This is a genomic window from Prochlorococcus marinus, from assembly GCF_001180245.1.
Lineage (GTDB): Bacteria > Cyanobacteriota > Cyanobacteriia > PCC-6307 > Cyanobiaceae > Prochlorococcus_A > Prochlorococcus_A marinus_F.
Genome location: NZ_CVSV01000021.1, coordinates 1 through 12,310 on the forward strand (window position 1 = coordinate 1; position 12,310 = coordinate 12,310).

The 12,310-nt window shown below is 32.4% G+C and carries 16 protein-coding genes and 1 other RNA gene; 13 read left to right on the plus strand and 4 right to left on the minus strand.

What is annotated here, in order from left to right; genetic code table 11:
* The 5 genes from AMO19_RS00190 to ftsZ form a co-directional block, all read left to right on the plus strand.
* Positions 1-431: TRAM domain-containing protein (locus tag AMO19_RS00190; RefSeq protein ID WP_146255910.1), on the plus strand; the 431-nt coding region annotated here is incomplete at its 5' end.
* A 10-nt stretch (positions 432-441) separates the two neighbouring features.
* The gene (locus AMO19_RS00195; protein WP_075506840.1) at positions 442-1,509 is read left to right on the plus strand and encodes a D-alanine--D-alanine ligase family protein; all 1,068 of its coding nucleotides are present in this window, start codon (positions 442-444) and stop codon (positions 1,507-1,509) included.
* A gap of 10 nt (positions 1,510-1,519) precedes the next feature.
* Positions 1,520-1,930: a hypothetical protein gene (locus AMO19_RS00200; protein WP_075506841.1), complete on the plus strand. Its 411-nt coding sequence runs from the start codon at positions 1,520-1,522 to the stop codon at positions 1,928-1,930.
* The gene (locus tag AMO19_RS00205; RefSeq protein WP_075506842.1) at positions 1,927-2,652 is read left to right on the plus strand and encodes a cell division protein FtsQ/DivIB; all 726 of its coding nucleotides are present in this window, start codon (positions 1,927-1,929) and stop codon (positions 2,650-2,652) included. Before AMO19_RS00200 ends, AMO19_RS00205 begins: the two co-directional genes overlap by 4 nt.
* 178 nt (positions 2,653-2,830) lie before the next feature.
* Positions 2,831-3,946, plus strand: coding sequence for a cell division protein FtsZ (ftsZ, locus tag AMO19_RS00210; protein WP_011863425.1), 1,116 nt, complete (start codon positions 2,831-2,833; stop codon positions 3,944-3,946).
* Between the two features lie 12 nt (positions 3,947-3,958).
* Here ftsZ and ffs read toward each other — a convergent pair.
* Positions 3,959-4,055: signal recognition particle sRNA small type (ffs, locus tag AMO19_RS00215), an RNA gene on the minus strand.
* Between the two features lie 47 nt (positions 4,056-4,102).
* On the opposite strand from ffs, the gene panB reads away from it, so the two are divergent.
* Positions 4,103-4,876 carry a 3-methyl-2-oxobutanoate hydroxymethyltransferase gene (panB, locus tag AMO19_RS00220; RefSeq protein ID WP_075506843.1) on the plus strand — a complete coding sequence of 258 codons (774 nt, stop codon included), beginning with the start codon at positions 4,103-4,105 and terminating at the stop codon, positions 4,874-4,876.
* On the opposite strand, the gene hemW is transcribed toward panB, so the two are convergent.
* Entirely contained in the window at positions 4,869-6,092 is a 1,224-nt protein-coding gene (hemW, locus tag AMO19_RS00225) for a radical SAM family heme chaperone HemW (RefSeq protein WP_075506844.1), read from the minus strand. The two genes, panB and hemW, sit on opposite strands and share 8 nt — an antisense overlap.
* 96 nt (positions 6,093-6,188) lie before the next feature.
* Here hemW and AMO19_RS00230 point away from each other — a divergent pair, with 96 nt between their 5' ends.
* The 7 genes from AMO19_RS00230 to AMO19_RS00260 all read left to right on the plus strand — a co-directional run bounded on the left by AMO19_RS00230 (position 6,189) and on the right by AMO19_RS00260 (position 11,253).
* Positions 6,189-7,298, plus strand: coding sequence for a PIN/TRAM domain-containing protein (locus AMO19_RS00230; protein WP_075506845.1), 1,110 nt, complete (start codon positions 6,189-6,191; stop codon positions 7,296-7,298).
* Between the two features lie 40 nt (positions 7,299-7,338).
* The gene (locus tag AMO19_RS00235; protein WP_011376956.1) at positions 7,339-8,001 is read left to right on the plus strand and encodes an ATP-dependent Clp protease proteolytic subunit; all 663 of its coding nucleotides are present in this window, start codon (positions 7,339-7,341) and stop codon (positions 7,999-8,001) included.
* A 23-nt stretch (positions 8,002-8,024) separates the two neighbouring features.
* Positions 8,025-8,636 carry an ATP-dependent Clp protease proteolytic subunit gene (locus AMO19_RS00240; RefSeq protein ID WP_075506846.1) on the plus strand — a complete coding sequence of 204 codons (612 nt, stop codon included), beginning with the start codon at positions 8,025-8,027 and terminating at the stop codon, positions 8,634-8,636.
* A 109-nt stretch (positions 8,637-8,745) separates the two neighbouring features.
* On the plus strand, positions 8,746-9,735 hold the full coding sequence (ilvC, locus tag AMO19_RS00245) for a ketol-acid reductoisomerase (RefSeq protein ID WP_075506847.1): 990 nt from the start codon (positions 8,746-8,748) through the stop codon (positions 9,733-9,735).
* Positions 9,723-10,736, plus strand: a complete 1,014-nt coding sequence (gene cbiB, locus AMO19_RS00250; RefSeq protein WP_075506848.1) for an adenosylcobinamide-phosphate synthase CbiB — start codon at positions 9,723-9,725, stop codon at positions 10,734-10,736. Before ilvC ends, cbiB begins: the two co-directional genes overlap by 13 nt.
* Before the next feature lie 56 nt (positions 10,737-10,792).
* Positions 10,793-11,038 (plus strand): chlorophyll a/b-binding protein, encoded by a 246-nt coding sequence (locus AMO19_RS00255; RefSeq protein ID WP_075506849.1) that lies wholly within the window; start codon positions 10,793-10,795, stop codon positions 11,036-11,038.
* A gap of 2 nt (positions 11,039-11,040) precedes the next feature.
* A complete protein-coding gene (locus AMO19_RS00260; RefSeq protein WP_075506850.1) occupies positions 11,041-11,253 on the plus strand; it encodes a hypothetical protein in 213 nt (70 codons plus the stop codon).
* A gap of 310 nt (positions 11,254-11,563) precedes the next feature.
* Here AMO19_RS00260 and AMO19_RS00270 read toward each other — a convergent pair whose 3' ends face one another.
* Together AMO19_RS00270 and AMO19_RS00275 are read right to left on the minus strand one after the other, a co-directional pair.
* On the minus strand, positions 11,564-11,809 hold the full coding sequence (locus AMO19_RS00270; RefSeq protein WP_075506852.1) for a hypothetical protein: 246 nt from the start codon (positions 11,807-11,809) through the stop codon (positions 11,564-11,566).
* Between the two features lie 54 nt (positions 11,810-11,863).
* On the minus strand, positions 11,864-12,175 hold the full coding sequence (locus AMO19_RS00275; protein ID WP_075506853.1) for a hypothetical protein: 312 nt from the start codon (positions 12,173-12,175) through the stop codon (positions 11,864-11,866).
* Between the last annotated feature and the right edge of the window lie 135 nt (positions 12,176-12,310).

Genomic DNA, 12,310 nt, shown 5'->3' on the forward strand with positions numbered 1-12,310 from the left:
CTGACGCGATAGTTGCTTTTCCAGGAGAAACCGAACAACAATATCAAGATACATTAAAACTAATATCAGAAATTGGCTTTGATCAGGTGAATACAGCAGCATACTCTCCAAGACCAAATACTCCTGCAGCAGTCTGGACGAATCAACTATCGGAAGAGGTAAAAAAAGTTAGATTACAGGAAATTAATGATTTGGTCGAGAAAACTGCTAAGAGTAGAAATCAAAGATATATCAACAATATCGAAAGCGTTTTAATTGAGGGTTTAAATCCAAAAAATTCCTCTCAAATTATGGGTAGAACTAGAACAAATAGATTAACTTTCGTAGAGATTCCCAAAAACATCAACTTTAATTTTTCGTTGGGAGATGAGATAAATGTCAGAATAAATGAAGCAAGACCTTTTTCTTTAACAGGAGAACTTTCTTTATAAATTTTTTTAAATGATCGGGGGAAAGAAAAAATGTATTGGGTTAATATTTGGCGGGCATTCCAATGAACATGAAGTATCGATATCCTCTGCAAAAACAGTTTTTCAAGCATTTAATGCACAAATAAATAAAGAACGCTTTACAGTTCAAGCCTTTTACATAAACAAATATGGAAATTGGCTTGATAGTGATATTTCAGAAAAAATCCTAGTTGGCGAAATTGAATACAAAAAAACAAAAAAACAAGAAATTTTTAATCAAGAAAAAATTAACTTCCTTGACGGAATTGAATTTCAAAATGTTGATATTTGGTTTCCTCTTTTACATGGATTTAATGGTGAAGACGGATCAATTCATGGCTTAATTAGATTTACAAAGAAACCTTTAGTAGGGTGCGGAATTATTGGCTCTGCACTTGGAATGGATAAAATATTGATGAAAACAATTTTCTCAAATCTTAAACTTCCACAAGTTAATTATCTAGTTTTTCAAAATGAAGATCTCAACGATAAGCAAGTAAAAAATAAAATGATTAATGAAATTTTAAAAAAATTAAAATTTCCTGTTTTTGTTAAGCCATCGAACTCTGGATCATCTCTTGGTATCTCCAAAGTCAAAAATGAATCTGAAATATTACTAGCATTAGAAAAGGCTCGGGAAATAGATCCAAGAATCTTAATAGAGGAAGGTTTAGAGGTAAGGGAGATTGAATGCGGAATAATTGGTAATTCAAAACTCTTAACCTCCGAGATAGGCGAGGTAAATTACGAAAGTGATTGGTATGATTACGATTCAAAATATCACTCAAATAATAAAATTATTATCCCAGCTGAGATAGATTCTAAAATCACAAAAGAAATTAAAGAAATTGCTATTAAAAGTTGTAGAGCACTAAATATTTTTGGTTTTGCAAGAGTAGATTTCTTTTTAGAAAAATCTTCAAATAAAATTTTACTAAATGAAATAAATACAATTCCTGGTTTTACAAAAAACAGTATGTTTCCAATGCTTTGGGAGGCTTCCGGTTTAAAAATTGAACAACTTGTGGCTAAACTGGTAGATATATCTTTAGATTTATAATTTAAATCAAATGTTGCATGGACTTCTTTGGTTACCATTACTTTTAATTTTCATTTTATTAACTGCGCTTGGATGGTTAGAAAGAAGAAGGCAAAATCTTTTTAGAAGTTGGGCTAGCGATTCTGAACTGTGCAAGTTAGATAGTTCAGGTGCAGCGTCTTTAAAAAATGGTGAATTAAAGTGGAGCGCATTTGAAGCTGGTAAATTTGAAGAAAAAGATTGTTTTACGATCAAGAAACTGGAATTAGTTGAATTAATGGCACTTACTTCAGGTGAAGCTCCTTTAACAAATGAATCTCAAGGTAAGTGCAGGTTGAGATTAGTAGGGGATGGGAAAGAGATGGATGTACCTTTTTCAGATGCGGAGCAAGCAAGAGAATGGATGGACCAACTGATGGAAAAAGCTCGATGTGATTTGTGAAAAACAAAAAAGTTATCAAAAATAGAAGCTTTTTTTTTCTAATTTTATTTTTATTTTTAACAAGCTTATTGAGCATAAAAACTCTAAAAAAAATTGAACCTCAGGACATTAGAATTTCTGGTAGTGAACTATTTTCGCAGAATGATATAGCAAAGAATTCATCTTTAAATTTTCCGATCCGATTAATTTTTGTTGAAACTAATTTGTTAGAAAAAGAGTTAAAACAAAATTTATCTCTCAAGAATGTTTCGGTAAACAGAGAATTATTTCCTTTTGGTTTGAAAATTCATATTAATTCAAGAATTCCAATAGCTTACGGTGAGAGAATATTAAACGACGAAAAAATATTAGGCTTCATTGATAAAGATGGAATTTTTATAAATAAACAAAATGTGGATGAAAAAAATTTGAATAAATTAACCATACAAGTTTTTGGATGGAAAGAAAAATTTAAAAAAATATTATCTGAAATTTTTATTGCTTTAGAAAATTATGAATTAGAGATAGTTAAAATCACTTTTTCATCTGATGGGTTTCTAACAGTTGAGGAAAAAGATTTAAAAACAATATTCTTAGGATTTAAGCCAAATTTAATCAACTATCAATTACAAAAAATCAATAATCTTAAAAATGAACTTAAGAAAAATAGCTTTTCAGAAAAAATAGATAATATAGACCTTACTAATCCAGATAAACCAAAAATAAAAGTGTTCAAACCCTAATATTTAAAAAAGGATTTTGAGTAATTTTTTTTAATTATTGTAGTGTTGATAAGGGTTTTGCATTCAAACAAAATATTTAATAAATAAATATTTTCAGGATTTTCCTCAACAAATTCCTACAGATGAGCTCAGTAAGTTCATAATGCACCCAATACTAGTATTAGATTCCTATTAAGAGATGAGCTTCGGTAACAATCCAAACTTTGATCAATCAAGAGAAATCCTTCCAAGCCAAAACGCCAAAATAGAAGTTATTGGTGTTGGTGGTGGTGGCAGTAATGCAGTCAATAGAATGATAAATAGTGATTTAGAAGGTGTTTCATTTAGAGTCCTCAATACCGATGCACAAGCCTTACTACAATCTTCTGCAGAGAGTAGGGTTCAACTTGGACAAAACCTCACTAGAGGTTTAGGTGCGGGTGGCAATCCAAGTATTGGGCAAAAAGCAGCCGAAGAATCCAAAGAAGAACTTCAACAAGCTTTAGAGGGGTCTGATCTAGTCTTTATAGCCGCTGGAATGGGCGGTGGAACTGGAACGGGAGCAGCTCCCGTTGTTGCAGAAGTAGCCAAACAAAGTGGGGCTTTAACTGTAGGTATAGTAACTAAACCATTTTCTTTTGAAGGGAAAAGAAGAATGCGGCAAGCTGAAGAAGGGATCGCAAGATTAGCTGAAAACGTTGATACTCTTATAGTTATTCCAAATGACAGATTAAAAGACGTTATAGCAGGTGCTCCTCTTCAAGAAGCATTTAGGAATGCTGATGATGTTCTAAGGATGGGTGTCAAAGGAATTAGTGACATAATTACTTGCCCAGGTTTAGTTAATGTGGATTTTGCAGACGTAAGATCTGTTATGACGGAAGCTGGCACTGCTCTTCTAGGAATAGGTATAGGTTCAGGAAGATCGAGAGCTATAGAGGCAGCCCAAGCAGCAATGAATAGTCCTTTATTAGAAGCAGCAAGAATTGATGGAGCTAAAGGTTGTGTTATAAATATTACTGGTGGCAAAGACATGACTTTAGAAGATATGACTTCCGCATCTGAAATTATATATGATGTTGTTGATCAAGAAGCAAATATTATTGTTGGTGCAGTGGTCGATGAGGCAATGGAAGGGGAGATACAAGTTACTGTAATTGCTACAGGATTTGAAACAACCCAACCATTAAACCAGCAAAGAATAAAAAACAGATTATCTAATCAACCTTTATATAATTATTCAGACAATAAAGAATCAGGAGCCAGTATTCCTGAGTTTTTGAGATTAAGGCAAAATAAAAAAGATATAGGTTAAACGGTAAAATAGAGTGACTCGGTTATCTCGCCTGCCTCAAGCATCCCTTGTGGCTGCTACCTTCCGGTCCTGACCAGGTTTAGGCGTTAAAACCGCGAAAGGCCGAGTCAGAAACATACTAGCAATTCTTGATTAAAAAAGATACATAAATTTATTATGTTACCTTCAGACCTAGTTAATTATAAAAAAAAATCTCGCAAAATCATTGCACTAACTGCATGGGACTCAATATCAGGATCTATTGCAGAACAAGCAAATGTTGATCTCGTACTAGTAGGAGATTCATTAGCAATGGTCTGCTTAGGATACAAATCGACATTACCATTAACTTTAGAAAACATAATTTATCATACTAATGCTGTTTCAAGAGGATTTAAGAAGAAAATTGAGGAACAACCTTTAGTCATTTCAGATATGCCTTTTCTGACTTACCAATGTGGTGAGGATAAAGCTGTTGAGTATGCAGGAAAGATCATTCAGAGCACTTATGCAAAAGCTGTAAAAGTAGAAGGAGCTGAACCAGAAATACAAAAAGTTATTTCTAGATTAATAAGGATGGGAATCCCTGTTATGGGTCATATAGGCCTTACACCACAAAGCTATCTAAATATTGGATTAAAAAAACAAGGCGAAAGCTTAGCAAGCCAAGAAAAAATCAAGAAAGAGGCTTTAATTCTTGAAGAATTAGGATGTTTTTCAATAGTTCTTGAACATATTCCTGATTTGCTTGCTAAAGAAATACAAAATTCTTTGACAATTCCCATAATAGGTATCGGTGCAGGTAATTATTGCGATGGGCAAGTAAGAGTTACTGCAGATTTGTTAGGCCTTAATGATGATCAACCGCCATTTTGCCAACCGATTATACAAGGAAAGAAATTATTTAAAGATAAATTAAAAGAATGGGTAGACTCTGAAAGACTTAATTAATCTCATCCCACCACCTAAACATAGAGACAAGAACTTGATTGCTTAGTTCCATACCGCTAGGCTCACTTAAAAAGAATCTATTCCCCTTTCTTACTAATAGTCCACTTTCAAGAAATCTTTCCCATTTTTCAAGTAATTTACTGAAGTTGCTTTCAAATTTTTTGTTTTCCCAGTTTTGTTCTTTAAACAATTCTTTGATATCTACACCCTCTTTGAGTCTTAATCCCAACATTATTTTTTCATCAAGTTCTTTATAGACAAACTCCTTATTAATGAGGGATGAATCTAAATCAAGTTCATATTGTTTAATTACCCATTCTTTATATTCTTTGCTAATTCTTGGCCTAGTAAACTTTTCCCCCCAAGGCGAACTTGTTGAACCTTGACCAAAACTCCACCAGCCTAAACCACTCCAATAAACTCTATTATGTCTCGATTGATGTCGCGGAAGGCAATAGTTTGAGATTTCATATCTTGAATAACCTGAGTTTTTTAAAATTAAATGGGTTGATTCACTGTTTCTAAAAGCTTCTTCATCACTTGGAAGTTTTAATTTTCCTAAACTCACTAATTTTTTAAAAACAGTGCCATTTTCAATAGTTAAATCGTAAATAGATAAATGCGGTGGTGAAAATGTAATTGCTTTTTTTAAGTCATCTTGCCATTCTTTAAATCCACTAAGTGGCAAGTTTTGAATTAAATCTAAACTCCAGCTTTTTATTAAACCAGAATCAAATTCTCTCTTTAACCACAAACAAGATTTTTCTGCATCTTCTTTAGAATGACGCCTTCCCGAGCTTTGAAGTATCTGATTATTAAAACTTTGTACTCCTAGGCTAAATCTATTTATCCCAGCATTTATGAATCCAAAAAGATCATCTTGAGTAAAACTAGCTGGATCAACCTCCATTGTGATTTCAGCACCATAGTCAATTCCATAATTTTCTTTAAAAAGATCAATTAATTCTTTGATTTGGGTTGGATCTAAAATTGATGGTGTGCCACCTCCTACATAAATGGTCGATAAAGGTGATTTATGCTTAATTGACAATATTTCTTTATTTAAAAATTGCAAATATTCTTGAACAGTTTTACTTCCAGAACCTTTTAAAGTTTCAATTTTGTTTCCTAATGGAATAACTGCAAAATCACAATAAAAACACCTTCTGTGGCAAAAAGGAATGTGCACATAAGCACTTCTTGGAAACTTATTCATAATATAAATTCATTTTTAAGCTCCAAAAACGTATTAAAGATCGAAAAAAATAAGATCCTTATTTACTCAATTAATAAATCCTAGTAGATTATAGATATGACAGATATTTTAGTATTAATTTTATTTGTATTGTCTGGGGCTGCTTCAGGATGGCTTGGCGTTGATTTATTGCCAGTAGACATACTCAAACAGGTATCTAATGTAGAGGGGTTTAGAATTGTTTTAGCAATAATTGGTTTTTTTGTAGGATTAGCAGCTGGTTTTGTATTTCTTCAACTTAGAAAGACGTTTCTTGATCAAATAAGAACAATGCCAACTGACTTACTCATAAGTAGGTCCGTTGGATTAATTTTAGGATTACTTGTTGCGAATCTCCTACTTGCTCCAATACTATTAATTCCCTTCCCTAGAGAGGTTTTTTTTGCAAAACCTTTGGCAGCTATATTAAGCAACATTTTCTTTGGTGTGCTTGGTTTTAAGTTGGCAGATACCCATGGCAGGACATTATTGAGATTATTTAATCCAAATAATACTGATGCATATCTAGTTAATGAAGGTATCCTCCCTGCAGCAAGTCCAAAAATTCTAGACACTAGTGTAATTATTGATGGAAGAATCAATGGTTTATTAAGTTGCGGATTATTGGAAGGGCAATTAATCGTTGCTCAAAGTGTAATTGACGAATTACAAACTTTAGCTGACTCAAGCAGTAATGAAAAAAGGTCGAAAGGCAGAAGAGGTCTCAAGTTATTAAAAGAATTAAGAGATTTATATGGAAGAAGACTCGTAATAAACCCAACAAAGTATGAAGGTAATGGGGTAGATGAAAAACTCTTGAAGATTACTGAGGATATGACAGGAACTTTAATTACAGCTGATTATAATCTTTCACAGATTGCTGAAGTTAAAGAATTAAAAGTTATGAATTTGAGTGATTTGGTTATTGCTTTAAGGCCAGAAGTACAGCCAGGAGAATCACTTAATATAAAAATTGTCAGAGAAGGTAAAGAAAAAATGCAAGGTATTGGATATTTAGATGACGGAACAATGGTCGTTATTGATGAAGCAAAGAATTTTGTAGGAAGCAGATTAGATATTGTCATAACAGGAGCATTACAAACTCCCACTGGAAGAATGGTCTTTGGAAAACTAATAAATAATCCTGAGTCAAACAAATCTTTTAAATCACCAGCGACACAGGGCTAAATCTAGCTAGAATCAGTTCAATCTTAATCTCGTGATACAAATGACTGTATCTGCTCCTTATTACGGCGAAAACACCGTCATGAGGACCCCGCCCCCTGATCTTCCCTCTCTTTTACTTAAAGAGCGAATTGTTTATCTTGGTTTACCATTATTTTCAGATGATGATGCGAAAAGACAACTAGGAATGGATGTTACGGAGCTAATCATTGCTCAACTTCTTTATCTAGAGTTTGAGGATCCAGAAAAACCAATCTATTTCTACATCAATTCAACAGGAACAAGTTGGTACACCGGTGACGCCGTTGGTTTTGAAACAGAAGCTTTCGCTATCTGCGATACAATAAGCTACATCAAGCCTCCAGTACACACAATATGTATTGGACAAGCAATGGGGACTGCTGCAGTTATTCTTTCATCTGGCACTAAGGGACAAAGGGCTGCTCTTCCACATGCTTCTATTGTTTTGCATCAGCCTATAAGCGGTGCAAGAGGCCAAGCAACCGATATCCAAATAAGGGCTGAGGAAGTTTTGAAAAATAAAAAATCAATGTTAGAGATTCTATCTCGTAATACTGGAAAGACTATTGAAGAACTCTCAAAAGACTCTGACAGGATGAGTTATCTCAACCCCCAAGAAGCCCTAGATTATGGAGTTATCGATAGAATACTCACAAGTCAAAAAGATTTACCAAATAAAATTTAACCTTCACAAAACTATTTAAAATCATGCCAATAGGAACTCCAAGCGTGCCTTACAGACTTCCAGGAAGTCAATATGAAAGGTGGGTTGACATTTATACAAGACTAGGTGTTGAAAGAATTCTTTTTCTTGGACAGGAAGTGAATGATGGTATTGCTAATAGCCTTGTTGCACAAATGCTTTATCTAGATTCTGATGATAATTCCAAACCTATCTATCTCTATATAAACAGCCCAGGAGGATCCGTTACTGCTGGCTTGGCTATATATGACACTATCAAATACGTAAAAAGTGATGTAGTAACAATCTGCGTAGGTCTAGCAGCCTCAATGGGAGCGTTCCTACTGGCTTCTGGCACAAAAGGTAAAAGAGTTGCTTTGCCTCATAGCAGGATAATGATTCATCAACCTCTAGGAGGAACTTCTCAACGTCAAGCAAGTGACATTGAAATAGAGGCAAAGGAAATTTTGAGAATTAAAGATATGTTAAATATGTCTATGGCAGATATGACAGGCCAATCATTTGAGAAAATTGAAAAGGATACTGATAGAGATTATTTTCTAAGTGCGGAAGAAGCAAAAAACTATGGCTTAATTGATAGAGTAATCACTCATCCAAGCGAAGCAAATCAGTCTTAAATTTTATAAAAAATATTATAATTTTAATTTTTAAATTAATAATTTTTTGGTTTATTTACACCTTTAATGTCTAAAATATTAATTATCAAATGCAAAGAAGCTACAACTAATGACCAAACTCTTTTACGACACAGATGCAGATCTAAGTCTTTTAAATAATAAAACAATAGCGATTATTGGATATGGTTCACAAGGTCATGCACATGCCCTAAATCTTAAAGATAGCGGCATGGATGTAATTGTTGGATTATATAAAGGAAGTAAGTCTGAAAGCAAAGCTATTAGCGATGGTCTACAAGTATTTAGCGTTTCTGAAGCTTGCGAAAAAGCAGACTGGATTATGATTCTCCTCCCAGATGAGTTTCAGAAAGATGTTTACCTTAAAGAAATAGAACCAAACTTAAAAGCAGGAAAGATATTAAGTTTTGCTCATGGCTTCAATATAAGATTCGGACTTATCAAACCTCCTAGTTTTGTGGATGTTGTAATGATTGCCCCAAAAGGACCTGGACACACTGTTCGTTGGGAATATCAGAATGGTCAAGGAGTTCCAGCATTGTTTGCAGTAGAGCAGGATTCTTCCGGAAATGCAAGATCATTGGCGATGGCTTACGCTAAAGGGATTGGCGGAACGAGAGCTGGGATTCTTGAAACAAACTTCAAAGAAGAAACAGAAACTGATTTATTTGGAGAACAAGCGGTATTGTGCGGAGGATTATCAGAACTCGTCAAATCAGGCTTCGAAACTCTCGTAGAGGCAGGCTATCAGCCCGAACTCGCTTACTTCGAATGCTTACATGAAGTTAAACTTATTGTTGATTTAATGGTGAAAGGAGGCTTATCTCAAATGAGAGATTCCATTTCAAATACTGCAGAATATGGAGATTATGTAAGTGGTAAAAGACTTATCAATAATGATACAAAGAAAGAAATGCAGAAAATTCTAAAGGATATTCAAGATGGAACTTTCGCTAAGAATTTTGTGGAAGAATGCGATAAAAACAAACCCTTAATGACAAAATTAAGAGAAGAGAACTCAAAACATGAAATTGAGAAAGTGGGTAAAGGTCTGCGCTCGATGTTCAGTTGGCTGAAATAAATTTATTTTTACTATTTCTTGGATCGATTGGTTTTGATTTATTGATCGGTGATCCAAGATTCTTAATACACCCTGTTCAAGTAATTGGCTTTTACATAAAAAAAATATCTGATTACCTAATAAATAATTTTGGAGAAAATAAAAATATATTGTTTTGGGGTGGTTTCTTCATAGCTATATCAACCATTGGAATGAGTTTTGGTTTAGGAAAATTGATAGAACTTAGTTATGTGCAATCAAGAAAAAATTTTTTTGTTGGATTGTTAATTTTTTTTGGGCTTTCAAGTTGTATTGCGACAAAGGGACTTATTTCAAGTGTGCAAGAGATTGCAGAGCTAATAGAACGCAAGAAAATTAATAACCAAAATGAGAAAATAATCAAAGAGAAGGTACAAAGAATAGTAAGTAGGGATGTAAGGTCATCTTCTATAAAACATCTCTTGAGATCAAGTACCGAGAGTCTTACCGAAAATTCGGTTGATGGAATATTTGGGCCATTATTTTGGATTTTTATTGGAATTATTTTTATGAAGTTTTCAATTTTTCTACCTGGACCTTTGTCACTTGGTTTTTCTTATAAAGCTATAAGTACTTTAGATTCAATGATAGGTTACAAATATGATTATTTTAGATATTTGGGTTTTTTCAGTGCAAAAATCGAAGATATATTTACGTTTGTTCCTTCAAGACTAGTTTTATTCACTTTACCTTTAGTTAGCTCCAAAGTTAATGAGTATGGATCAATCATTAAAAAAAGTTATCTTGATGGTAAAAAATATGATTCGCCTAATGCTGGGATTTCAGAAGCTATATTCGCCTATATTTCCGGAATTAAATTGGGAGGTAAAAGTAAATATAAAAATGAAATTATTAAAAAGCCAATAATTAATGAAACTGGAAATAATTGCACTGAAGAAAAAATCAAATTAATTTGTCAATTAATTTTGAGATTACAATTTTTATGGATAATAATTTTTGCCTTAATTTTCTTAGTAATCTAGAGTTTAATTTATTAATAAATTAGTTTAAAAATTATTAGAATAAAACAAAAAAACCAATGCAAGAAAACGGCTCTCCAATGGAAAATCAAAATGATGGTTTTCCTAATACATCATCAAGTAATAATGAAAACTCAAAATGGGTAGACAATCAGGGGGATGAAGTAAAGAATGTTTTCGGATTCAATAGCAGCGCCGAGCTTGTAAATGGTAGAGCAGCTATGATTGGATTCTTAATGCTTATATTAACCGAGTTGGTTTTTAGCGGCAGGCCTGTGACTTCTTCAATTTTTGGCATTAATTAAAAATGGAAGACAAAAAATCTAATCCAACCAAAGCAATCCTTTACATTTCTGTGTGGGTAATAATTTGGGGAACATTAGGCTCTTTCATTGATTATCCTCTTTATAAAAATAAAATTTACTTAGAAGGAAGCATATATCAATATCTTACTTTCACAATTACAGCAATAATATCAATAATAAGTGCAAAGTTTTTTTATAAAAAATTTGAGTTATAAAAATTTGTACCTAAATTTCTTAATAATTTTTGCTGGTTCTTTTTTATCATTTGACTCGTAGAGTATCCACTGATGTGTCTCAGTATCATGATCGCAATCATAATTTCCAGATATGTTATCGTAACTTGAAAGATATGAATGACAATTCTGGTCTGCCTCAAAAGCAGAGTCATAACCTGTGAGAAAATATATTAAAAACAGAAGTATTACTAACAAAAAAAATACTTGGAAAACTAAATTTACTACCTTCATAAGATTTTATAAAATTTAAATATATCATTTAAAAAATTTTTTCGATCTAAAGAAATATTTAACGACCAACATTAAAAATAAAGTCACGGAATTCTTGATTCTTTAAATAGAGGATTACTAGCAATATTAAAATCAAATTTAAGCCTAATACTATTGATCCAAAAATATTTATTTGTTTTTTACCTGGCAAAGTGTAAGTAAATTTCTTGCCTTTAAGAAAAGCTGCTAAACCTTTTTTTTCTTTTTTTGATTCTTTTATTTCTGTATCATTTTTAACTTCATTATCAGAGAAACCTTTAACCATTAATAATTAAAATCCAAATTTATAATATTCCAAAAAAATTAAATTTTTTAATAATTAACAATTTTTAATCACATATGGGATCGAAAATGAAATTCTTTCATTTGAGAAATTTTTTAAAAAGTAAGCTTCTATAATTGCCGACTGCATTCCCAATAAACTTGATTGACATTTAAATCTATTTTGGTCAAATACAAGTAATTGAAGTTTTTCTATTTCAGAAATTAACTCTTTACAAACTTGGGATTGAGAATCTTTAATACAATAACTTGCTTCCTTTAAAATCTTGGATTTTGTTGGCATTGTTTCTGCTATCACAAAATTAGATAACAACAAAAACTTTAGTAATAAAAAAGTTAAATATTTCATTACTTCTTAAGACTTCAAAATTTGAGATCGCTTGTTAATAGTTTTGGTCATTAAGCTATTTTCATTTTATTGAAGTTAAAAAAAAGGTGCTCTAAAAGAGCACCTTGGCATTAAAAGAAGAAATAGATTAAAAAG